Genomic DNA, 21,498 nt, shown 5'->3' on the forward strand with positions numbered 1-21,498 from the left:
ATAATATCCTTTGTTAACAGTTGATTAATGGACTAGACCGCCTCTGACTGTCTGGAATGCACATCGAACGCCATAATGAACATCCACAGCCGTAATATAATAGCTTCAATCGTCGGGCTCTCAGGCAATAACGTGTACATTACGCGCATTGAACGCGGCGCGTAACCTGCGAGCGAATGCAAGCGCATACTCGCCGTCGCCATGAATGCACACCGTTTGCGCCGTGACAGTCGTCCACACGCCAGTAACGCTTTTCACTCTCCCGGCTTGTACCATATCCAGCGTTTGCGCCAGCGCCTGCTCTTCGTCGTGAATCAGCGCGCCAGGTTGCGTGCGCGGCACCAGGCTACCGTCGGCTTGATAGCCGCGATCGGCAAACACCTCCTGCCGCGTCACCAGGCGATGGCGTTCACCGGCCCGGATCAGCTCACTTCCCGCCAGTCCAACCAGTATCAGTGACGGATCATAGTCGTGTACCGCTTTCGCAATCGCCTGTGCCAGATGGGGATCTTTCGCCGCCTGGTTATAGAGCATACCGTGCGGTTTGACATGGCGCATTACGCCGCCTTGCGCCTGAACAATCGCCCCCAGCGCGCCGATTTGGTACAGCGTCTGGGCGTATACCGTTTCCGGCGGCAAAACCATTGCCGTCCGCCCAAAATTATCCCGATCCGGAAAGCTGGGATGCGCGCCGATCGCCACGCCGTTTTTCAGCGCCTCGCGCACGCAGGTCAGCATGGTTTGCGCATCACCGGCGTGAAAACCACAGGCGATATTGGCGGAGGATACCAGCGTTAATAATTCGCTGTCGCTGGCGCAACCTTCGCCCAAATCCGCATTTAAATCAATGTTCATGCTGAAGTCGCCAGGTAAGCTGTTCCAGATAGCGCTGACGCTCGCGGCGCGCGTTGAGCGCCTCTTCCAGCGAACATTGCACAAAATGGATCGGTTGCCCTAGCGGGATCTGCGCCAGATGGTACATATCTGCCTCGATGATGCAGGCAATGCGCGGATAGCCGCCAGTTGTCTGGGCATCATTCATTAGCACAATAGGTTGGCCGTTGTAAGGCACCTGCACGACACCGGGCAGCAAACCGTGCGACAGCAGTTCGCGATCCGTTGTCCGCGTTAACGATTGTCCCTGCAAACGATAGCCCATGCGATTACTTTGCGGACTGAGCTGCCATGGCGAACGCCAGAACGCTTCTTGCGAGGCGCGATCGAACTCACGGTATTCCGGCCCCGGTAGCGCACGGATGCGATTCCCCCACAGTAACTGCTTCACGCCCTGCGGCCCGCTAAACTGTCGCGATGGTTTACCCGTCGCCAGCCGATCGCCATCTTTTAGCAGCCGTCCTTCCAGCCCACCGATGCCGGACTTCAGATCGGTACTACACGATCCCATCACCTCCGGCACAGCAATACCGCCCGCCACCGCCAGATAGCTACGCATCCCGTGAAGCGGTCGATGCAGCGTAAGACGCTGACCCGCTTTTACCGGCAATCGCCAGCCGGTCCAGACCGGTTGATCATCCAACTGCGCCTCGCAGCCTGCGCCGGTAAGAGCGAACCAGGTCTCATTTTCAAATTCGACAACCAGTTGACCGAGAGTGATTTCCAGCGCCGGGGCATTCGCATCGTTCCCGACCAGGAGATTAGCGGTCTGAAAGGCGGGTTTATCCAGCGCACCGCAGTGACTCAGCCCCGACTGACGAAAGCCGTGACGCCCGCTATCCTGCACGGAGGTATAAATCCCCGCGCGAATAATATTCAGCATATTCCCTCCTTTTGCGGCACAAAGCGTACGCTATCGCCAGGGCGTAGCAGAACCGGAGGCTCCCGCATCGGATCGAATAACTTCAACGGCGTGAGGCCGATCAGCTGCCAGCCGCCCGGCGTGGATAATGGATAAATACCCGTCTGCGCGCCGCCGATGCCGACAGAACCGGCCGGAACCTGCAGGCGCGGCTCCGCACGTCTGGGCATATGGAGCGGTTCTGGTAAATTCCCAAGATAGGGAAAGCCAGGCTGAAAGCCTAAAAACCAGACGACATACTCAACGGAGGCATGTAGCTCCACGACCTGCTTTTCACTCAAACCGCTGTGCCGTGCCACCGCCGCCAGATCCGGCCCGCCTGCGCCGCCATAGATCACCGGGATCTCAACCGAACGCGAGTCCGGCTCCAGCGCCTCGCTCTCTTCCCACCAGCGCTGCAGACGCTCAATCGCATCCAGCGCCAGGGTTTGCGGTTCCCGCAAGATCACGGTGATATTGTTCATCCCGGGAATGGCTTCCACCACGTTCGGCATATCGACCAGACGCTGCGTCAGACGCCAGATGCGTTTCTGGCTCGCCAGCGTAATCGGCGGTTCAAGTTCCAGGACGACCGCCGTTTCGCCTAACAGATAACAACGCGCTCGCTGCACTTTATTACCTCTCAGTTATGCCGGGTTAGGGATATCAATAAACGTCACATCCAACGCCGTGTTTTCGTTCAACCATTCGCTCAGGGCGCGAATACCGCCGCGTTCAGTGGCATGGTGCCCGGCGGCATAAAAATGCAGCCCCTGTTCGCGCGCGGAATGAATGGTCTGTTCAGACACCTCGCCGGTAATGAAAGCATCCACGCCGAAGCGGGCGGCGCTATCAATAAAACTTTGCCCGCCGCCGGTACACCAGGCGACACGCTGCACATTCTCTGGCCCGGTATCGCCGCACCATAGCGGTTTACGCCCCAGACGCGCTTCAATCCATGAGGCCAGTTCCAGCCCCGGCACCGGCATTGAGAGCTCTCCCCACGGCACCAGCGGCTCAATTTCTCCTTTCACGGTTATGCCCAATAGCGCCGCCAACTGCGCATTGTTGCCCAGCTCAGGGTGCGCATCCAGCGGCAGATGCCAACCGTAAAGGTTAATATCATTTGCCAGTAACGTTTTTAAGCGACGGCGTTTCATGCCGCGAATAACCGGAGACTCGCCTTTCCAGAAGTAACCATGATGAACAATGACCGCATCGGCCTGCAAACGCACCGCCTCATCGAGCAGCGCCTGACTTGCGGTCACGCCGGTAACGATTTTCTGTACCGTCTCTTTTCCTTCGACCTGTAAACCATTCGGCGCATAATCGCTTATTGCCGCACTGTTCAGCTTGTCGTTAATCAGTTGTTCCAGCTCGGTGTTTTTCATCATCGCTCCCTTTAACCCACGTTCTACTTTCCCGTTACGGGTTCAGCCTCCGTTAACATAGCCTCCCGTTAGCCGTTCGTCGATAAACATTTGTTTGACACATCAAGAAACAATCACCCCCGGGTTTGGCGCAAATTACTTAGCAAAACACGATCGGTTTCATGTATATTTATGCAATCAGAACGCATATTGCAGAAAAAATCAGTTCTGTATCATGTTGGTAACTTTAAGGAAACACGGCGATGCGGCAGGCTTAATAAGCCCACAAAGAAAGGCATTATCTGAGATGCCCGCTTTCTTGCCGCAGTGCCTCTATCCCGGAAATACGATGAATAAACAAGCATCTCAACCCCGCGCTATTTACTACGTTGTCGCCCTGCAAATTTGGGAGTACTTCAGCTTTTATGGTATGCGCGCCCTACTGATTCTTTATCTCACCAATCAGCTAAAATACGACGATAACCACGCCTATGAGTTATTCAGCGCTTATTGTTCGCTGGTCTACGTAACGCCGATTCTTGGCGGCTATCTGGCGGATAAGGTGCTTGGCAACCGAATGGCAGTCATGCTGGGCGCATTTTTAATGGCTATAGGTCATTTAGTGCTGGGCGCCAGTGAGATCGCGCCGACATTCCTTTATCTGTCGCTGGCGATCATTGTCTGCGGCTACGGCCTGTTTAAATCGAATATTAGCTGCCTGCTGGGCGAACTGTACCAGCCGGAAGATCCGCGCCGCGACGGCGGGTTCTCGCTGCTTTACGCAGCGGGCAATATTGGTTCGATCGTGGCGCCTATCGCCTGCGGCTATGTGCAAGAGGAGTACAGTTGGGCGATGGGCTTTGCGCTCGCCGCCATTGGTATGCTTGCGGGGTTAGTGATCTTCCTGTGTGGAAATCGTCATTTCACCCACACCACCGGCGTGAATAAAGCCGTGTTGTGCGCCAGAAACTACCTGCTGCCGAACTGGGGCTGGCTGTTAATTTTGCTGGTAGCGGCGCCGTTGCTGATTACCGTTCTGTTCTGGAAAGAATGGTCTGTCTATGCCTTAATCGTGGCGACCGCGATCGGCCTGGTCGTGCTGGCAAAAATTTATCACCAGGCGCAAACGGCCAAACAGCGCAAAGAACTGGGGCTGATTGTCACCCTGACCCTGTTCAGTATGCTGTTCTGGGCGTTTGCCCAGCAGGGCGGCAGTTCTATCAGTCTGTATATCGACCGCTTTGTGAACCGCGATATTCTGGGCTATTCCGTTCCTACCGCCATGTTCCAGTCGGTGAACGCCTTTGCCGTGATGCTGTGTGGGGTCGTCCTGGCCTGGCTGGTTAAAGAGAGCGTAAGCGGTAATCGCACCGTGCGTATCTGGGGCAAATTCGCGCTGGGTCTCGGTCTGATGAGCGCCGGATTCTGTATTCTGACCCTGAGCGCACGCTGGTCCGCCGCTTACGGACACTCTTCAATGCCGCTAATGGTGCTGGGACTGGCGGTGATGGGCTTTGCCGAGCTGTTTATCGACCCGGTCGCCATGTCGCAAATTACGCGCATTGATATCCCCGGCGTCACCGGCGTATTAACCGGAATTTATATGCTGCTGTCCGGCGCGATAGCTAACTATCTGGCAGGCATCATCGCTGACCAGACCTCGCAAAGCGCCTTCGACGCCAGCGGCGCGGTTAATTACGCCATCAACGCCTATGTGGATGTTTTTGAACAGATCACCTGGGGCGCGTTAGCCTGCGTAGGGGTTGTCCTGCTGATTTGGCTGTATCAGTCCTTCAAATTCAAAAGCCGCGCGCTGGCCGTCGAATCCTGATAGCAGAAGGCCCGGTAGTTTGCGCTACCGGGCCTGTATCACGCCCCTTTTCTCGCCGCCTCATAGGCGGAAAGCGTCGCGATTCTCGCCTGTTTGTGTTCAACAATAGGCCGAGGATAATCAAGCACGACTCCCGCTTTTTCCGCCCACCGCCACGGCTCGTGAATCGCTTTTCCAGGGATATCGCGTAATGCCGGTAGCCACTGGCGGATAAATTCGCCGTCGCGATCGAACCTCTCTCCCTGAGTCGTGGGATTAAAAATACGAAAATAAGGCGCGGAGTCAGTACCGGTTGAGGCGGCCCACTGCCAGCCGCCATTATTGGCGGCAAGATCGCCGTCAATAAGCTGTGACATGAAATAGCGCTCCCCCAACCGCCAGTCAATCAACAGATCTTTTACCAGAAAGCTGGCGGTAATCATGCGTAAACGGTTATGCATCCAGCCCGTCGCGTTAAGCTGGCGCATCGCCGCATCGACAATGGGATAACCGGTTTCGCCTTTCTGCCATGCCTGAAAATAGTGCGGGTTCTCCTGCCACGCGACGCGTTTTGTCCAGCGGATAAACGGCTGGTGTTTGCATAATGCCGGATACCAGGTCATTAAATGACGGTAAAATTCCCGCCAGATGAGCTCATTCAACCAGACGCTTCCCGGTCCGCCGTCCAGCGCCTGCGGCTGCTCCGCCAGTAATCGGTGCAGGCACTGTCGCGGCGACAGGCCACCCGTCGCCAGGCTGGCGGAAAGCCGACTGGTGCCGTCGACCGCAGGGAAATCGCGCCGTAACGCATACCCGTCTGCGCCCTGCGCGCAAAACTGACGTAGCTGCGCGATGACCACGTTTTCTTCCACCGGGAAAAGCGCGGCGTCAAACGCCTGTTGCGGGTAGTTAAGCGAGACTGGCGTTAAGGGTGTAGAAAGCGCGCCGCTTACCCGGATCTTCGGGGCCGGAACGCACGGCGGGATATCTTCTTTTAGCCGTTTCAACCAGGCATTTTTAAACGGCGTAAAAACTTTATACATTTCATGATTGCCGGTCATCACCGCGCCGGGCGCCAGAATCACGCTATCGTCAAAGCCTTCGCAGATGACAGAGGGCAGCATTTTTTCCACCGCCGCATCACGCTGACGCTCGTTAAACTCATACTGATAGTTATAAAACAGATGGCTGACGTCATGCTGTCGGCAAACGTTTTTAACCGTTTCAATACTGGCGTTAAAATCCGCCACTTCATGAAACAGCAGCGGAATGCCTTTCTCTGCAAGGGCCGCCTGTAGCGCATTGAGCTGCGCGCTGATGAATGCCGCCTGCCGCGGCGCCATATCATGGGCCTGCCACTGCGCGGGGGTGGAAATATAAAGCGCCAGCACCCGCGCGGATGCATCGCGGCAGGCGGCGGCCAGCGCAAGGTTATCCTGTAAACGCAGATCGCGCCTGAACCAGACTAAATGGGTGGGCATACAACTCCTGAAAGATGAAACGTCACGGCGAATAGCGTTAAACAGTGTAGACCCTGGCGCATAAAAAAACCGCCAGCGTGGCGGCTGACGGTTTTTCAGGCTGGTCGCGATTAATAAAAGTCGCAGGTGGCTTTTTCAGCCTGCGCCATCCATACCGGTTTATCACTGGTTTTCGACCAGACACGGTGCAGATAACTATAAAAACGCGCGCGGTCTTTCCAGAAGAGCATCACCGGCAGCGCCAGCACGCCTGCGATCACCGCGAAAGCACGACGGACAAAAATGACATGCGCCGGATAGTCTTTATAGTGTTCCATACGTTTCCCCCCTTTATACCGACGCTACCCGCCCCGGTATAGATTGAATCGGTGAATAGCACCGAAAAATTGAACCTCGTTACCTGATTAAAATAGTACCGCTTTCGGTGTAATTTTACTACTCATCCGACCACTTATTTTCACGCTTTTCCAGCAGATTTACATTCAAAGCGTAAATTAGTTACAAAAAGGTTAAATTAATACTAATCATTAGTTAAATAATGGTCTTTTCCATTTTTATACTTTTTTTACACTCCGCCCGCCAATTTTTGCGAAATCTTTGCAGCCAAAAAATTACCTTTCTCAGGAGTAAAACAATGCCACTGGAGGTGCTCTGTGAGTGCAGGCGTGATAACCGGCATCGTGCTGGTTTTCTTACTTTTAGGTTATCTGGTCTATGCCCTGATTAATGCGGAGGCGTTCTGATGGCCGCGCAAGGATTTTTACTGATCGCCAGTTTTTTACTGATTTTATTGGTACTGGCGAAACCGTTGGGTTCGGGCCTGGCAAGGCTCATCGCCGCCGTTCCGTTGCCGGGCGTGGCTGGCGTTGAGCGTATCCTCTGGCGGACTCTTGGCATTACCGACCACGAAATGAACTGGCGTCAGTATTTACTGGCGCTACTGACGCTCAATCTGCTGGGACTGGGCATCCTGTTTTGCCTGTTGTTCTGGCAGGAGTGGCTGCCCTTAAATCCGCAGCGGCTACCGGGGCTGTCCTGGGATCTGGCGCTGAATACCGCCGTCAGCTTTGTCACCAATACCAACTGGCAAGCCTACAGCGGCGAAAGCACGCTGAGCTACTTTAGCCAGATGGCCGGGCTGACGGTGCAAAATTTCCTGTCGGCGGCGACTGGAATTGCGGTGGTTTTTGCGCTTATCCGCGCCTTTACGCGCCAGAATGTGCACACGCTGGGTAATGCCTGGCAGGATCTGGTACGCATTACGCTATGGATATTATTTCCTGTCGCGTTAATTATCGCGCTGTTTTTTATCCAACAAGGCGTACCGCAAAACCTGTCGGCTTATCAGCCCATCACCACCCTTGAAGGCGCTAAACAACTCTTGCCGATGGGGCCGGTTGCTTCGCAGGAGGCGATCAAAATGCTGGGCACCAACGGCGGCGGTTTCTTTAACGCCAACTCTTCGCATCCGTTCGAAAACCCTACCGCGCTCACTAATCTGGCGCAGATGCTGGCGATATTTTTGATTCCAGCCGCGCTCTGTTTCGCCTTTGGCGAAGCGGCGGGCGATCGCCGTCAGGGACGCGCCCTACTGTGGGCAATGTCATTCATTTTTGTGGTCTGCGTAGCGGTAGTGATGTGGGCGGAAGTTCAGGGAAATCCACATCTGTTGGCGGCAGGCGCGGACAGTAGCGTCAACATGGAAGGTAAAGAGGCACGCTTTGGCGTGCTGGCCAGCAGCCTGTTTGCCGTCGTCACGACCGCGGCGTCCTGCGGGGCGGTAAATGCCATGCACGACTCGTTTACCGCTCTGGGCGGTATGGTGCCGATGTGGCTGATGCAAATTGGCGAAGTGGTCTTTGGCGGCGTCGGTTCAGGCCTGTACGGCATGTTGCTGTTTGTCCTGCTGGCGGTGTTTATCGCGGGGCTGATGATCGGTCGCACGCCGGAATATCTGGGGAAAAAAATCGACGTGCGCGAAATGAAAATGACCGCGCTGGCGATTCTGGTCACGCCGATGCTGGTCTTGTTGGGTTCGGCGCTGGCGATGATGACGGATGCCGGACGCAGCGCAATGCTGAACCCTGGCCCGCACGGTTTTAGCGAAGTGCTATATGCCGTCTCCTCTGCCGCCAACAACAACGGTAGCGCCTTTGCGGGTCTGAGCGCTAACTCGCCTTTCTGGAACTGTTTGCTGGCGTTCTGCATGTTCGTCAGCCGTTTCGGCGTGATTATTCCTGTCATGGCCATCGCCGGATCGCTGGTCAGTAAAAAAGTACAGCCGGCCAGTCAGGGAACGCTGGCGACACACGGCGCGCTATTTATTGGCCTGCTCATCGGCACGGTACTGCTGGTCGGCGCGCTGACGTTTATTCCTGCCCTGGCGCTTGGCCCGGTAGCGGAACATTTCTCTTTACCTTGAGCGATGTGGAGTACATTGATATGAGTCGCAAGCAACTGGCGCTGTTTGAACCTGTTTTACTCGTACAGGCGCTAACGGATGCCGTAAAAAAATTAAGCCCACGCGCCCAGTGGCGTAACCCGGTGATGTTTGTGGTCTGGGCCGGCAGCGTGCTAACCACTCTGTTAACGCTCGCTATGGTAACAGGACAAATAGCGGGAAGCGCCTTGTTTACAGGGGTGATCAGCCTGTGGTTATGGTTCACTGTACTGTTCGCCAATTTTGCCGAAGCGCTGGCGGAAGGCCGCAGCAAAGCCCAGGCAAACAGTCTGAAAGGGGTGAAAAAGACCGCGTTCGCTCGTCGGCTGCGCGCCCCGCGCCATGATGCGCAGGCCGATAACGTGCCCGCCGCTGAACTGCGAAAAGGCGACATTGTCCTGGTCAAAGCGGGCGATATTATTCCCTGCGACGGCGAGGTGATCGAAGGCGGCGCGTCGGTGGATGAAAGTGCGATTACCGGCGAATCCGCCCCGGTGATCCGCGAGTCCGGCGGCGATTTCGCCTCTGTCACCGGCGGCACGCGAATTCTTTCCGACTGGCTGGTGATTGCCTGTAGCGTCAATCCTGGCGAAACCTTTCTTGACCGGATGATCGCGATGGTGGAAGGCGCGCAGCGGCGGAAAACACCTAACGAGATTGCCCTGACGATTTTGCTCATCGCCCTGACCATTGTCTTTTTACTGGCGACCGCCACCCTGTGGCCCTTCTCCGCCTGGGGCGGTAACGCGGTCAGCGTCACCGTGTTGGTGGCGTTGTTGGTGTGCCTGATCCCCACCACCATCGGCGGGCTACTCTCCGCCATTGGCGTAGCCGGAATGAGCCGAATGTTGGGCGCGAACGTCATCGCCACCAGCGGCCGCGCCGTAGAAGCCGCGGGCGATGTCGACGTGTTACTGCTGGATAAAACCGGCACTATCACGCTCGGCAATCGCCAGGCGTCCGATTTTATTCCCGCCCGAGGGGTGGACGAACGCACGCTGGCTGACGCCGCGCAGCTCGCTTCGCTGGCCGACGAAACGCCGGAAGGCCGCAGCATTGTGATCCTCGCCAAACAGCGCTTTAACCTGCGTGAACGCGATGTGCAGTCGCTTCATGCCACCTTTGTTCCGTTTACCGCGCAAAGCCGCATGAGCGGGATTAATATCGATAACCGGATGATCCGTAAAGGCTCGGTGGACGCGATTCGGCGTCATGTCGAGAGCAATGGCGGCCATTTTCCCGCCGATGTCGAGCAAAACGTCGAGAACGTAGCGCGTCTGGGCGCGACGCCGCTGGTAGTCGTGGAAGGCGCGCGCGTACTGGGTGTTATCGCCCTCAAGGATATCGTTAAAGGCGGCATTAAAGAACGTTTCGCCCAGCTACGAAAGATGGGCATTAAAACGGTGATGATCACTGGCGATAACCGCCTGACGGCGGCAGCGATTGCCGCCGAAGCCGGTGTGGACGATTTTCTTGCCGAAGCCACGCCGGAAGCCAAGCTGGCGCTGATCCGTCAATATCAGGCGGAAGGACGGCTGGTCGCCATGACCGGCGACGGCACTAACGATGCCCCGGCGCTGGCGCAGGCTGACGTCGCGGTGGCGATGAACTCCGGCACCCAGGCGGCGAAAGAAGCCGGTAATATGGTGGATCTGGACTCTAACCCGACCAAGTTGATTGAAGTGGTGCATATCGGTAAGCAGATGCTGATGACGCGCGGCTCGCTCACCACCTTCAGTATCGCGAATGATGTAGCGAAATATTTCGCCATTATTCCCGCCGCGTTTGCCGCTACCTATCCGCAGCTAAACGCGCTCAACGTGATGGGACTGCATTCGCCGAACTCCGCCATTCTGAGCGCGGTGATCTTTAACGCCCTGATTATCATTTTTCTGATCCCGCTGGCATTAAAAGGCGTGAGTTATAAGCCGCTTTCCGCATCGGCCATGCTGCGCCGTAATTTATGGATCTATGGTCTGGGTGGTCTGGTGGTGCCGTTTATTGGCATCAAAGTGATTGATGTGCTGCTGACCCTGCTGGGTCTGGCGTGAGGTGTATGATGATCGGTTTACGTCCTGCTTTTTCGACAATGTTATTTCTGCTGTTATTGACTGGCGGCGTGTATCCGCTTCTGACCACGGCGCTGGGGCAGTGGTGGTTTCCCTGGCAGGCTAATGGCTCGCTGATTCATAAAGACAATGTGATACGCGGCTCAGCGCTTATCGGACAATCGTTTACCGCCGCGGGCTATTTTCATGGCCGGCCCTCCGCCACCGCCGATACGCCTTATAATCCACTGGCGTCGGGCGGAAGCAACCTGGCCGCCAGCAATCCCGAACTGGATGCGCAAATACAGGCCCGCGTCGCCGCGCTACGCGCCGCTAACCCCCAGGCGAGTTCCGCGGTTCCGGTTGAGCTGGCGACGGCCTCGGCAAGCGGGCTGGATAATAATCTGACACCCGGCGCCGCGGCATGGCAAATCCCCCGCGTGGCGGCGGCTCGCCAGCTTCCCGTTGAACAGGTCGCGCAACTGGTTGCAGAATATACGCACAGGCCGCTGGCGCGCTTTCTTGGGCAACCGGTGGTGAATATTGTTGAGCTTAATCTGGCGCTGGATGCGCTACAGGGACACAGAGCGAAATGAACGACGAACCCTTGCGTCCTGATCCGGATCGCTTGTTGGAACAAACGCCCCCGCCCCACCGGGGGAAGTTGAAAATTTTCTTCGGCGCCTGCGCAGGCGTCGGAAAAACCTGGGCGATGCTGGCGCAAGCGCAGCGGCTGCGAGCGCAGGGGCTGGATGTGGTGATCGGCGTGGTAGAGACGCACGGCCGTGAAGAGACCGCCGCGCTACTTGACGGGCTGACCATTCTGCCGCCAAAACGTCACTCGCACCGGGGGCGGCAAATTCGCGAATTTGACCTGGATGCCGCCCTCGCCCGGCGTCCGGCGCTGATTTTAATGGATGAGCTGGCGCACAGTAACGCGCCTGGCTCACGCCATCCTAAGCGCTGGCAGGATATTGAAGAGCTGCTGGAAGCGGGAATCGACGTTTTCACCACCGTGAACGTACAACATCTGGAAAGTCTGAACGATGTGGTGAGCGGCGTCACGGGGATTCAGGTGCGCGAAACCGTCCCCGATCCCTTTTTTGATGCCGCTGATGAAGTCGTACTGGTCGATCTGCCGCCCGACGATCTGCGCCAACGGCTTAACGAAGGTAAAGTGTATATCGCCGGTCAGGCGGAACGCGCTATTGAACATTTTTTCCGCAAGGGCAATCTGATCGCCCTCCGCGAACTGGCACTACGCCGGACAGCCGATCGCGTGGACGATCAGATGCGCGCCTGGCGCGCGCATCCGGGCGAAGAAAAAGTATGGCATACCCGCGATGCGATTTTACTGTGTATCGGGCATAACACCGGCAGCGAAAAACTGGTGCGTACCGCGGCGCGTCTGGCCTCCCGGCTCGGCAGCGTCTGGCACGCCGTCTATGTCGAAACGCCAACGTTACACCGCTTACCGGAAAAACAACGGCGGGCTATTTTAAGCGCGCTGCGCCTGGCGCAGGAGCTTGGCGCGGAAACCGCCACCCTGTCCGATCCCGCCGAAGAGAAAGCGGTCGTGCGCTATGCCCGCGAGCATAATCTGGGGAAAATCGTCATGGGCCGCCCGGCGTCGCGACGCTGGTGGCGACGTGACGCTTTCGCCGACCGTCTTGCCAGGCGCGCGCCGGATCTCGATCAGGTAATCGTCGCGCTGGAAGAGCCGCCAGCCCGCGCGTTGGCGCAAACGCCTGATAACCGACCTTTTAAAGAGAAATGGCGTGGGCAGATTCAGGGCTGTCTGGTCGCCGTGGCGCTTTGCGCCATCACCACGCTTATCGCTATGCAGTGGCTTGTCACCTTCGACGCCGCCAATCTGGTGATGCTCTATTTGCTGGGCGTAGTGGTGATTGCGCTGCTTTACGGACGCTGGCCGTCGGTGGTGGCGACGGTGATTAACGTGGCGAGTTTCGATCTCTTTTTTATCGCGCCACGCGGTACGCTCGCCGTTTCGGACGTGCAGTATTTGCTGACCTTTGCCGTGATGCTGACGGTTGGTCTGGTGATTGGCAATCTTACTGCCGGGGTGCGCTATCAGGCGCGCGTCGCCCGTTATCGGGAACAGCGTACCCGTCATTTATATGAAATGTCTAAAGCGCTGGCCGTCGGGCGTAGCGAACATGATATCGCCGCGACCAGCGAGCGGTTTATCGCCTCGACGTTTCAGGCGCGCAGCCAAATTTTATTACCTGATACTAACGGTAAGTTGCTGCCTCTCACCCACCAGCAAGGCATGACGCCGTGGGACGACGCAATTGCGCGCTGGAGTTTTGATAAAGGCCAGCCTGCCGGCGCAGGCACCGATACCCTCCCTGGCGTGCCTTATCAAATCCTGCCGCTGAAAAGCGCCGATAAAACGTACGGTCTGGCTATCGTCGAACCGGGTAATTTGCGTCAGTTAATGGTGCCTGAGCAGCAACGCCTGCTGGAAACATTTACTCTGCTTGTCGCCAACGCGCTGGAACGACTGACGCTGACCGCCAGCGAAGAACAGGCGCGTCTCGCCAGCGAGCGCGAAAGTATTCGCAACGCTCTGCTGGCGGCGCTGTCGCATGATTTACGCACGCCGCTGACGGTATTGTTCGGCCAGGCGGAAATTTTGACGCTGGATTTAGCCAGCGCAGGATCGCCCCACGCGCGTCAGGCCAGTGAAATCCGCCAGCATATTCTCAACACCACCCGGCTGGTGAATAATTTGCTGGATATGGCGCGTATTCAGTCCGGCGGGTTTAATCTTAAAAAAGAGTGGCTGACGCTGGAAGAGGTCGTCGGTAGCGCGTTACAGATGTTAGAGCCGGGTTTATTGCATCCGATTACATTGTCGCTGCCGCAACAGTTAACGCTTATCCATGTCGATGGCCCTTTATTTGAGCGCGTCCTGATCAACTTGCTGGAAAACGCCGTTAAGTACGCCGGGCCGCAGGCCAGTATCGGCATTGATGCTGCGGTTAAGGACGATCGTTTACAACTGGATGTCTGGGATAACGGGCCGGGTATTCCTGCGGGGCAAGAACAGAAGATTTTCGATAAGTTCGCCCGCGGCAACAAAGAGTCCGCCGTCCCTGGCGTGGGGCTGGGGCTGGCGATTTGCCATGCTATCGTAGAGGTACACGGCGGCACGCTTACCGCCTATAATCGACCGCAGGGCGGCGCCTGTTTCCGTGTGACGCTGCCGCAAGGAAAGCCACCTGAACTTGATGATTTTCATGAGGATATGTGACAAACGTTCTGATTGTTGAAGATGAACAGGCCATCCGCCGCTTTCTGCGCGCCGCGCTGGAAGGCGACGGCCTGCGCGTGTATGAAGCTGAAACATTACAACGTGGTTTACTGGAAGCCGCCACGCGAAAGCCCGATCTGATTATTCTCGATCTCGGCCTGCCGGACGGCGACGGAATCGATTTTATTCGCGACCTGCGTCAGTGGAGCGCAATACCGGTGATTGTCCTTTCCGCCCGCAGCGAAGAAAGCGATAAGATTGCCGCGCTTGACGCCGGAGCTGATGATTACCTGAGCAAGCCATTCGGCATTGGCGAGTTGCAGGCGCGTTTGCGTGTCGCGCTGCGACGGCACGCCGCCAGCCCTTGCGCCGATCCGATCGTCCGCTTTTCCGGCGTGACGGTCGATCTCGCCGCACGGTTAATCCACCGTGGCGACGAAGAAATCCATCTGACGCCGATTGAGTTCCGCCTGCTGGCGGTATTACTCAATAATGCCGGCAAGGTATTAACCCAACGGCAGTTATTAAACCAGGTCTGGGGCCCTAACGCCGTGGAGCATAGCCACTATTTGCGCATCTATATGGGACATTTACGCCAGAAACTGGAACAAGATCCCACCCGCCCACGCCATTTTATTACCGAAACTGGAATTGGCTATCGCTTTATGCCGTGAATAGCTATTCATTATTTTTAAATAACTTCTAATTTTTATGTCATTTATTTTCGGCGTCGCGAATAATTATTTTCGCGGCGATATTATATTTTATGGAGAATATAAAAAACATATAATTAACATTTAAGAAACAATCCGTTATTTCACAGCACGATATGCATAATCGCCGACTAATTATTTTTCAAATGATCGTTTTTTGTTGATCTGGTTCACAGATTGCTGGCGCTTCCTGGATAAAATATCCATGCTTTCAATAAATCAATGAAAGGACCTCAAAATGGAAAATAATAATCGTTTTATGCCCCATATAAGGCGGACAACGCATATTATGATGTTTGCCCACCGTAATAGTTTCGACTTTCATTTCTTTAATGCCCGGTAGTTTTCCTGCTACGGGTACTTCAGCATACAGGTCTTTCCGACCCTTATGTCATTCAGGTCTATTGCCTAAATAACTCGAATTGTTAAAAGCGACAGTACGGTAATTCCTTTACGCCCAGCCAGCTAACCATGTGGTTTGACAGAAGAAATTCCGACTCAGCGCAATTTTAGTTATCGCGGTTTCTGCCTGTATATCGTAGTACTCAACTCCTTAAATCCTGAATTTCCTGCAACCGGACGGGTTGGGATTTATTACATCTAAAATAAAGCTAATTTACTGATTTTTTTATCAGCGGGATAGCTTTGATTTTTTCCGGAAGAATCAGTTTCTCATGCGAGAAATTGAGGACCTGCTATTACCTGAAATAAAGAGATGAAAAATGTCAGAATTAAAAATTGCCGTTAGCCGTCATTGCCCGGATTGTTTTTCTACACACCGTAATATTGTAAATGTTGATGAGAGTCGTTTCATCGACGTGGCTGCCATCGTGTTATCCATCGACGACATTGAACACGGAAAACTCGATGAAATCGACGCAACGGGTTACGGTATTCCCGTGTTTGTCGCGACTCATGACGAAGGGCGCGTACCGCCTGAGTATTTGCCGCGTATCTCTGGTGTATTCGAATATAATGAATCCCGTACTGCCTTCTATGGTCGCCAGTTGGAAACCGCGGCAAGCCACTACGAAACGCAGTTACGTCCGCCGTTTTTCCGCGCGCTGGTGGATTATGTCAACCAGGGCAACAGCGCATTTGACTGCCCGGGGCATCAGGGCGGCGAATTCTTCCGCCGTCATCCTGCCGGTAATCAGTTCGTGGAATACTTTGGCGAAACGCTCTTCCGCTCCGACCTATGCAACGCGGACGTGGCGATGGGCGATCTGCTGATTCACGAAGGCGCGCCTTGCATTGCGCAGCAACATGCGGCGAAAGTCTTTAACGCCGATAAGACCTACTTTGTGCTGAACGGGACCTCCTCCTCTAACAAAGTCGTCCTCAACGCGCTGTTAACGCCGGGCGATCTGGTACTGTTTGACCGTAACAACCACAAATCTAACCACCACGGCGCATTATTGCAGGCGGGCGCAACGCCAGTTTATCTGGAAACCGCGCGTAACCCGTATGGTTTTATCGGCGGGATCGACGCTCACTGCTTCGAAGAAGATTACCTGCGCGAGCTGATTAGCGAAGTCGCGCCGCAGCGCGCCCGCGAAGCACGTCCATTCCGTCTGGCCGTCATCCAGTTAGGCACCTACGACGGTACCATTTATAACGCCCGTCAGGTCGTCGATAAAATTGGTCATCTGTGCGACTACATCCTGTTTGACTCCGCCTGGGTCGGCTATGAACAATTTATTCCGATGATGGCCGATTGTTCGCCGCTGCTGCTGGAACTGAACGAAAACGATCCGGGTATTCTGGTGACGCAGTCCGTTCATAAACAACAAGCCGGTTTCTCCCAGACCTCGCAGATCCATAAAAAAGATAGCCATATCAAAGGGCAATCGCGCTACGTTCCGCATAAGCGCATGAACAACGCCTTTATGATGCACGCCTCCACCAGCCCGTTCTATCCGCTGTTCGCCGCGCTGGACGTTAACGCCAAAATGCACGAAGGCGTCAGCGGTCGCAATATGTGGATGGATTGCGTGGTTAACGGCATCGATGCCCGTAAATTGATCCTCGAAAACTGTCATCACATCCGTCCGTTCGTACCGGAACTGATTGATGGTAAGCCGTGGCAGTCATACCCGACGTCAGAGATCGCCAGCGATCTGCGCTTCTTCCACTTCGTTCCGGGAGAACACTGGCATGCGTTTGAAGGCTATGCCGAACATCAGTACTTTGTCGACCCTTGCAAACTGCTGCTCACCACACCGGGCATTAATGCAGCGAGCGGCGAATATGAAGACTTTGGCGTTCCTGCCACGATCCTCGCCAACTTCCTGCGCGAGAACGGCGTTGTGCCGGAAAAATGCGACCTCAACTCCATTCTGTTCCTGCTGACGCCGGCAGAAGACATGGCGAAGTTACAACAGCTTGTCGCCCTGCTGGCTCGTTTCGAAAAACTGCTGGAAGCTGATGCGCCGTTAGCGGAAGTATTACCGTCCATCTACAAACAGCATGAAGCGCGTTATGCCGGCTATACCCTGCGTCAGCTTTGCCAGGAGATGCACGATCTCTATGCGCGGCACAACGTGAAACAACTGCAAAAAGAAATGTTCCGTAAATCGCATTTCCCGAAAGTCAGTATGAATCCGCAAGAGGCCAACTATGCCTATCTGCGCGGCGAGGTCGAACTGGTTCGCCTGCCGGAAGCGGAAGGTCGTATCGCGGCTGAAGGCGCTCTGCCTTACCCGCCGGGAGTGCTGTGTGTAGTTCCGGGTGAAATCTGGGGCGGTTCTGTCCTGCGTTACTTCAGCGCCCTGGAAGAAGGGATCAACCTGCTGCCGGGCTTTGCGCCTGAACTGCAGGGCGTTTATATCGAAGAACACGACGGCCGTAAGCAGGTCTGGTGCTACGTCATTAAACCTCGTGACGCGCAGCGCTCCCTGCTGAAGGAGGAAAAATTATGAGTAAACCTAAATCCAATAAAATGGGTGTCGTGCAGCTCACAATTCTGACTATGGTCAACATGATGGGCTCCGGGATCATCATGCTACCGACCAAACTGTCTGAAGTCGGCACGATATCCATTATCTCCTGGCTGGTCACCGCCGTCGGCTCGATGGCGCTGGCCTGGGCGTTTGCGAAATGCGGTATGTTTAGCCGTAAATCCGGCGGCATGGGCGGTTACGCCGAATATGCCTTCGGTAAATCCGGCAACTTTATGGCGAACTATACCTACGGCGTCTCGCTGCTGATCGCCAACGTGGCTATCGCCATCTCCGCTGTCGGCTATGGCACCGAGCTGTTCGGCGCCGCGCTGACGCCGCTCCAGATCGGTCTGGCGACTATCGCCGTATTGTGGGTTTGTACCATCGCAAACTTTGGCGGCGCGCGTATTACCGGACAGATCAGTAGCGTTACCGTTTGGGGCGTCATCATTCCGGTTGTCGGCCTGTGCATTATTGGCTGGTTCTGGTTTAGCCCCAGCATGTACGTAGCGTCATGGAACCCGCACCATGTTCCGTTCTTTAGCGCGGTCGGTTCTTCCATCGCCATGACGTTGTGGGCATTTCTTGGACTGGAATCCGCCTGCGCCAACGCAGACGTGGTCGAGAATCCGGAAAAGAACGTCCCCATCGCGGTACTGGGCGGTACGCTGGGCGCGGCGGTCATCTATATCGTTTCGACTAACGTGATTGCCGGGATTGTGCCGAACATGGATCTGGCGAACTCCACGGCGCCGTTTGGTCTGGCGTTTGCACAGATGTTCACGCCTGCGGTAGGTAAAGTGATCATGGCGCTGATGGTAATGTCCTGCTGCGGCTCGCTGCTGGGCTGGCAGTTCACTATCGCTCAGGTCTTTAAATCCTCCGCTGACGAAGGCTATTTCCCGAAAGTCTTCTCTCGTGTAACGAAAGTCGACGCGCCGGTTCAGGGGATGTTGATTATTGTGATTATTCAGACTGGCCTGTCGCTGATGACCATTAGCCCGTCGCTGAATAGTCAGTTTAACGTCCTGGTTAACCTGGCGGTGGTGACGAACATTATTCCGTATATTCTGTCGATGGCCGCGCTGGTTATCATTCAGAAAATGGCGAATGTGCCGTCATCAAAAGCGAAAGTCGCTAACTTCGTGGCCTTCGTTGGCGCCATGTATAGCTTCTACGCGCTATATTCCTCCGGTGAAGAAGCCATGCTGTACGGCTCAATTGTGACCTTCCTCGGCTGGACGTTATACGGCCTGGTCTCACCGCGTTTTGAATTGAAAAATAAACACGGCTGATGGCGCGCCCGGGCTGCGGTAACGGTAGTCCGGGCATTTTCACTCTTTGAATAAGATAATAGAAATGAGTAATCCAGAACGGGAAGTCACTGATATAGCAGAAATACTGGCTATTCTCAGTAAACACGAAGTGTGTCGGATAGGGTTTAATGACAATCTCTGCCCGTATGTTGTCCCCGTAAATTTTGGCTACGAGTATCAGAACGGACGCTGGATATTTTATTTTCACGGCGCACGCACCGGGAAAAAGATGCGTCTGTTACGTAAGAACCCGGCAGTATGCATTGAAATGGACGGCGACCATGCATTACTACGTGCCGATGCCCCCTGTGATTATAGCTACGCCTACACCAGCGTTTTCGCCACCGGACTGGCATCGATATTGCAAACGCGCGAGGAGATGCGCCACGGCCTGGACGTCATTATGCGTCAGACCGATCCGGGAAAAACCTTCAGTTATCGGGAAGATATGATGAAAGCGGTTTGCGTGGTGCGTATTGAATGCGACGCCCTCACCTGCCGCCGACATCTGGCGACTCAGAGCGAATAAGTCAGATATCACAAGCGCCTTATCCGGCCAGGAGGCGGTTTACAGGCCTGATAAGCGCAGCGCCGTTAATACAAAAAAGGAGCCGTAAGGCTCCTTTTTCTTCCATATCGCCCATCAGGCGTTTTTCAATACTTCGCTAACGATTTCAACGGCTTCTTTCTCAATCTGCTTGCGATGTTCTTCCCCCAGGAAGCTTTCGCAATAGATCTTGTAAGCGTCTTCCGTACCGGATGGACGCGCGGCGAACCAGCCGTTGTCGGTCATTACCTTCAGGCCGCCAATCGATGCGCCATTACCCGGCGCTGCGGTAAGACGCGCGGTAATCGGGTCGCCTGCCAGCGTGCTGGCGCTCACCATTTCCGGAGACAGTTTAGACAATGCCGCTTTCTGGGCCGAGGTCGCTGCCGCCTGCAGACGGTTATAGCTCGGCGCGCCAAAACGCGCTGCCAGTTCATTGTAATGCTCTTGCGGGTTTTTCCCGGTAACGGCGGTGATTTCCGCCGCCAGCAGGCACATGATGATACCGTCTTTATCGGTAGACCACGGCGTACCGTCGAAACGCAGGAACGAAGCGCCCGCGCTCTCTTCCCCGCCGAAACCAAAGCTGCCGTCGAACAAACCGTCAACAAACCATTTGAAGCCTACCGGCACTTCCACCAGCTTGCGTCCCAAGTCATTCACCACGCGGTCAATCATCGCGGAAGAGACCAGCGTTTTACCGACAGCCACGTCTTTGCCCCACAGCGGACGATGCTGGAACAGATAGTTAATGGCGACCGCCAGATAATGGTTCGGGTTCATCAGCCCTGCAGGCGTCACGATGCCATGACGGTCGTAGTCCGGGTCGTTGGCGAAGGCCAGGTCAAACTTGTCACGCAGCGCCAGCAAACCCGCCATCGCGCATTCGGAGGAGCAATCCATACGGATCGCGCCATCTTTATCAAGGTGCATAAAGCGGAAGGTTTGATCAACCTGATCGTTAACTAACGTCAGGTTAAGCTTGTAATGCTCAGCGATACGTTTCCAGTATTCAATACCGGAGCCGCCCAGCGGATCGACACCCAGCGTCAGACCGGCTTTCTGAATCGCCGCCATATCAACGATATCCGCCAGCCCTTCGACAAACGGCTGTACCAGATCTACCGCTTTAACGTGGCCCGAGGCCATAGCCGCATCCAGAGAGATGCGCTTAACGCCTTGCAGGCCATCCGCCAGCAGCGCATTGGCGCGATCTTCTACCACTTTAGTGACGTTGGTGTCCGCCGGGCCGCCATTGGGCGGATTATATTTAATACCGCCATCTTCCGGCGGGTTGTGCGACGGCGTAATGACAATACCATCAGCCAGCGGGCCGCCTTTTTTGTTATGGACCAGGATAGCATTTGACACGGCAGGCGTTGGCGTAAAGCCATTATTTTCCTGCACGATAACGTCTACGCCGTTTGCCGCCAGCACTTCCAGCACGGAAATGAAGGCCGGTTCCGAGAGCGCATGGGTGTCTTTCCCCACATAGCAGGGGCCGGTAATGCCATTTTTCGCCCGCTCTTCAGCAATCGCCTGGGCGATCGCCAGAATATGCGGTTCGTTGAAACTGTGACGACCTGCGCTGCCGCGATGGCCGGAAGTGCCAAATTTCACGGCATGTTCTGCATTCCCTGCCTCCGGTTTCAGTACATAATACTGCGCCGTCAGTTGGGCGACGTTAATCAAATCACTCTGTTGCGCGGGTTGTCCTGCGCGGTTGTGGATTGCCATTGCCTGGTCCTTCTAATGCAAG

Annotated in this window: 18 protein-coding genes; 11 read left to right on the forward strand and 7 right to left on the reverse strand. The window is 55.3% G+C overall.

Going from position 1 to position 21,498, the window contains the following annotated elements:
- Nucleotides 1–120: 120 nt before the first annotated feature.
- From pxpA to ybgI, 4 genes are read right to left on the reverse strand one after another with little or no spacing between them, the layout of a single operon-like run.
- Nucleotides 121–855, reverse strand: coding sequence for a 5-oxoprolinase subunit PxpA (pxpA, locus tag J4650_RS15985; protein WP_023993912.1), 735 nt, complete (start codon nucleotides 853–855; stop codon nucleotides 121–123).
- Nucleotides 845–1,777, reverse strand: a complete 933-nt coding sequence (gene pxpC / locus J4650_RS15990) for a 5-oxoprolinase subunit PxpC (protein ID WP_000932044.1) — start codon at nucleotides 1,775–1,777, stop codon at nucleotides 845–847. Before pxpC ends, pxpA begins: the two co-directional genes overlap by 11 nt.
- Nucleotides 1,771–2,427: a 5-oxoprolinase subunit PxpB gene (gene pxpB, locus J4650_RS15995; protein WP_001188371.1), complete on the reverse strand. Its 657-nt coding sequence runs from the start codon at nucleotides 2,425–2,427 to the stop codon at nucleotides 1,771–1,773. Before pxpB ends, pxpC begins: the two co-directional genes overlap by 7 nt.
- A 15-nt stretch (nucleotides 2,428–2,442) precedes the next feature.
- Entirely contained in the window at nucleotides 2,443–3,186 is a 744-nt protein-coding gene (gene ybgI / locus J4650_RS16000) for a radiation resistance protein YbgI (protein ID WP_000798844.1), read from the reverse strand.
- Between the two features lie 328 nt (nucleotides 3,187–3,514).
- On the opposite strand from ybgI, the gene J4650_RS16005 reads away from it, so the two are divergent.
- A complete protein-coding gene (locus tag J4650_RS16005; RefSeq protein ID WP_001041121.1) occupies nucleotides 3,515–4,996 on the forward strand; it encodes an MFS transporter in 1,482 nt (493 codons plus the stop codon).
- Between the two features lie 38 nt (nucleotides 4,997–5,034).
- Here the strand turns inward: J4650_RS16005 and phrB are convergent, their stop codons facing one another.
- Nucleotides 5,035–6,456 (reverse strand): deoxyribodipyrimidine photo-lyase, encoded by a 1,422-nt coding sequence (gene phrB / locus J4650_RS16010; protein WP_023993913.1) that lies wholly within the window; start codon nucleotides 6,454–6,456, stop codon nucleotides 5,035–5,037.
- Between the two features lie 110 nt (nucleotides 6,457–6,566).
- Complete coding sequence (locus tag J4650_RS16015) at nucleotides 6,567–6,773, reverse strand: YbfA family protein (protein ID WP_000401437.1); 207 nt, start codon at nucleotides 6,771–6,773, stop codon at nucleotides 6,567–6,569.
- Nucleotides 6,774–7,109: 336 nt separating this feature from the next.
- Between J4650_RS16015 and kdpF the strand changes: the two genes are divergently transcribed.
- The 10 genes from kdpF (at nucleotide 7,110) to J4650_RS16065 (ending at nucleotide 19,721) form a co-directional block, all read left to right on the forward strand.
- Nucleotides 7,110–7,199 carry a K(+)-transporting ATPase subunit F gene (gene kdpF, locus J4650_RS16020; RefSeq protein WP_001670793.1) on the forward strand — a complete coding sequence of 30 codons (90 nt, stop codon included), beginning with the start codon at nucleotides 7,110–7,112 and terminating at the stop codon, nucleotides 7,197–7,199.
- Nucleotides 7,199–8,878 carry a potassium-transporting ATPase subunit KdpA gene (gene kdpA, locus J4650_RS16025; RefSeq protein ID WP_023993914.1) on the forward strand — a complete coding sequence of 560 codons (1,680 nt, stop codon included), beginning with the start codon at nucleotides 7,199–7,201 and terminating at the stop codon, nucleotides 8,876–8,878. The genes kdpF and kdpA overlap by 1 nt, the downstream gene beginning before the upstream one ends.
- 20 nt (nucleotides 8,879–8,898) lie before the next feature.
- Nucleotides 8,899–10,947, forward strand: a complete 2,049-nt coding sequence (gene kdpB, locus J4650_RS16030; RefSeq protein ID WP_000088034.1) for a potassium-transporting ATPase subunit KdpB — start codon at nucleotides 8,899–8,901, stop codon at nucleotides 10,945–10,947.
- An 8-nt stretch (nucleotides 10,948–10,955) separates the two neighbouring features.
- Nucleotides 10,956–11,540, forward strand: a complete 585-nt coding sequence (gene kdpC / locus J4650_RS16035) for a potassium-transporting ATPase subunit KdpC (RefSeq protein ID WP_000579804.1) — start codon at nucleotides 10,956–10,958, stop codon at nucleotides 11,538–11,540.
- Entirely contained in the window at nucleotides 11,537–14,221 is a 2,685-nt protein-coding gene (gene kdpD / locus J4650_RS16040) for a two-component system sensor histidine kinase KdpD (protein WP_000997473.1), read from the forward strand. Before kdpC ends, kdpD begins: the two co-directional genes overlap by 4 nt.
- Nucleotides 14,218–14,895, forward strand: a complete 678-nt coding sequence (kdpE, locus tag J4650_RS16045; RefSeq protein WP_000186053.1) for a two-component system response regulator KdpE — start codon at nucleotides 14,218–14,220, stop codon at nucleotides 14,893–14,895. Before kdpD ends, kdpE begins: the two co-directional genes overlap by 4 nt.
- Before the next feature lie 277 nt (nucleotides 14,896–15,172).
- A complete protein-coding gene (speFL, locus tag J4650_RS16050) occupies nucleotides 15,173–15,277 on the forward strand; it encodes a leader peptide SpeFL (RefSeq protein ID WP_015632840.1) in 105 nt (34 codons plus the stop codon).
- Nucleotides 15,278–15,656: 379 nt separating this feature from the next.
- Entirely contained in the window at nucleotides 15,657–17,855 is a 2,199-nt protein-coding gene (speF, locus tag J4650_RS16055; RefSeq protein WP_001292402.1) for an ornithine decarboxylase SpeF, read from the forward strand.
- Nucleotides 17,852–19,171, forward strand: coding sequence for a putrescine-ornithine antiporter (gene potE / locus J4650_RS16060; RefSeq protein ID WP_000042658.1), 1,320 nt, complete (start codon nucleotides 17,852–17,854; stop codon nucleotides 19,169–19,171). The genes speF and potE overlap by 4 nt, the downstream gene beginning before the upstream one ends.
- Nucleotides 19,172–19,235: 64 nt before the next feature.
- Nucleotides 19,236–19,721, forward strand: a complete 486-nt coding sequence (locus tag J4650_RS16065; protein ID WP_058109327.1) for a pyridoxamine 5'-phosphate oxidase family protein — start codon at nucleotides 19,236–19,238, stop codon at nucleotides 19,719–19,721.
- Nucleotides 19,722–19,835: 114 nt separating this feature from the next.
- Here J4650_RS16065 and pgm read toward each other — a convergent pair whose 3' ends face one another.
- The gene (gene pgm / locus J4650_RS16070; protein ID WP_000974372.1) at nucleotides 19,836–21,476 is read right to left on the reverse strand and encodes a phosphoglucomutase (alpha-D-glucose-1,6-bisphosphate-dependent); all 1,641 of its coding nucleotides are present in this window, start codon (nucleotides 21,474–21,476) and stop codon (nucleotides 19,836–19,838) included.
- Nucleotides 21,477–21,498 lie beyond the last annotated feature (22 nt).

Origin of the sequence: Salmonella sp. 32120201201600049SM, from assembly GCF_017572835.1 — a bacterium.
In the GTDB taxonomy this organism is placed as follows: Bacteria; Pseudomonadota; Gammaproteobacteria; order Enterobacterales; family Enterobacteriaceae; genus Salmonella; species Salmonella enterica.

Excerpts from the sequence above, each read along its gene's own strand:
- pxpA (WP_023993912.1), bottom strand. The coding sequence starts at position 855 with ATGAACATTGATTTAAATGCGGATTTGGGCGAAGGTTGCGCCAGCGAC.
- pxpC (WP_000932044.1), bottom strand. The coding sequence starts at position 1,777 with ATGCTGAATATTATTCGCGCGGGGATTTATACCTCCGTGCAGGATAGC.
- ybgI (WP_000798844.1), bottom strand. The coding sequence starts at position 3,186 with ATGAAAAACACCGAGCTGGAACAACTGATTAACGACAAGCTGAACAGT.
- J4650_RS16005 (WP_001041121.1), top strand. The coding sequence starts at position 3,515 with ATGAATAAACAAGCATCTCAACCCCGCGCTATTTACTACGTTGTCGCC.
- phrB (WP_023993913.1), bottom strand. The coding sequence starts at position 6,456 with ATGCCCACCCATTTAGTCTGGTTCAGGCGCGATCTGCGTTTACAGGAT.
- J4650_RS16015 (WP_000401437.1), bottom strand. The coding sequence starts at position 6,773 with ATGGAACACTATAAAGACTATCCGGCGCATGTCATTTTTGTCCGTCGT.
- kdpA (WP_023993914.1), top strand. The coding sequence starts at position 7,199 with ATGGCCGCGCAAGGATTTTTACTGATCGCCAGTTTTTTACTGATTTTA.
- kdpB (WP_000088034.1), top strand. The coding sequence starts at position 8,899 with ATGAGTCGCAAGCAACTGGCGCTGTTTGAACCTGTTTTACTCGTACAG.
- kdpC (WP_000579804.1), top strand. The coding sequence starts at position 10,956 with ATGATCGGTTTACGTCCTGCTTTTTCGACAATGTTATTTCTGCTGTTA.
- kdpD (WP_000997473.1), top strand. The coding sequence starts at position 11,537 with ATGAACGACGAACCCTTGCGTCCTGATCCGGATCGCTTGTTGGAACAA.
- speFL (WP_015632840.1), top strand. The coding sequence starts at position 15,173 with ATGGAAAATAATAATCGTTTTATGCCCCATATAAGGCGGACAACGCAT.
- speF (WP_001292402.1), top strand. The coding sequence starts at position 15,657 with ATGTCAGAATTAAAAATTGCCGTTAGCCGTCATTGCCCGGATTGTTTT.
- potE (WP_000042658.1), top strand. The coding sequence starts at position 17,852 with ATGAGTAAACCTAAATCCAATAAAATGGGTGTCGTGCAGCTCACAATT.
- J4650_RS16065 (WP_058109327.1), top strand. The coding sequence starts at position 19,236 with ATGAGTAATCCAGAACGGGAAGTCACTGATATAGCAGAAATACTGGCT.
- pgm (WP_000974372.1), bottom strand. The coding sequence starts at position 21,476 with ATGGCAATCCACAACCGCGCAGGACAACCCGCGCAACAGAGTGATTTG.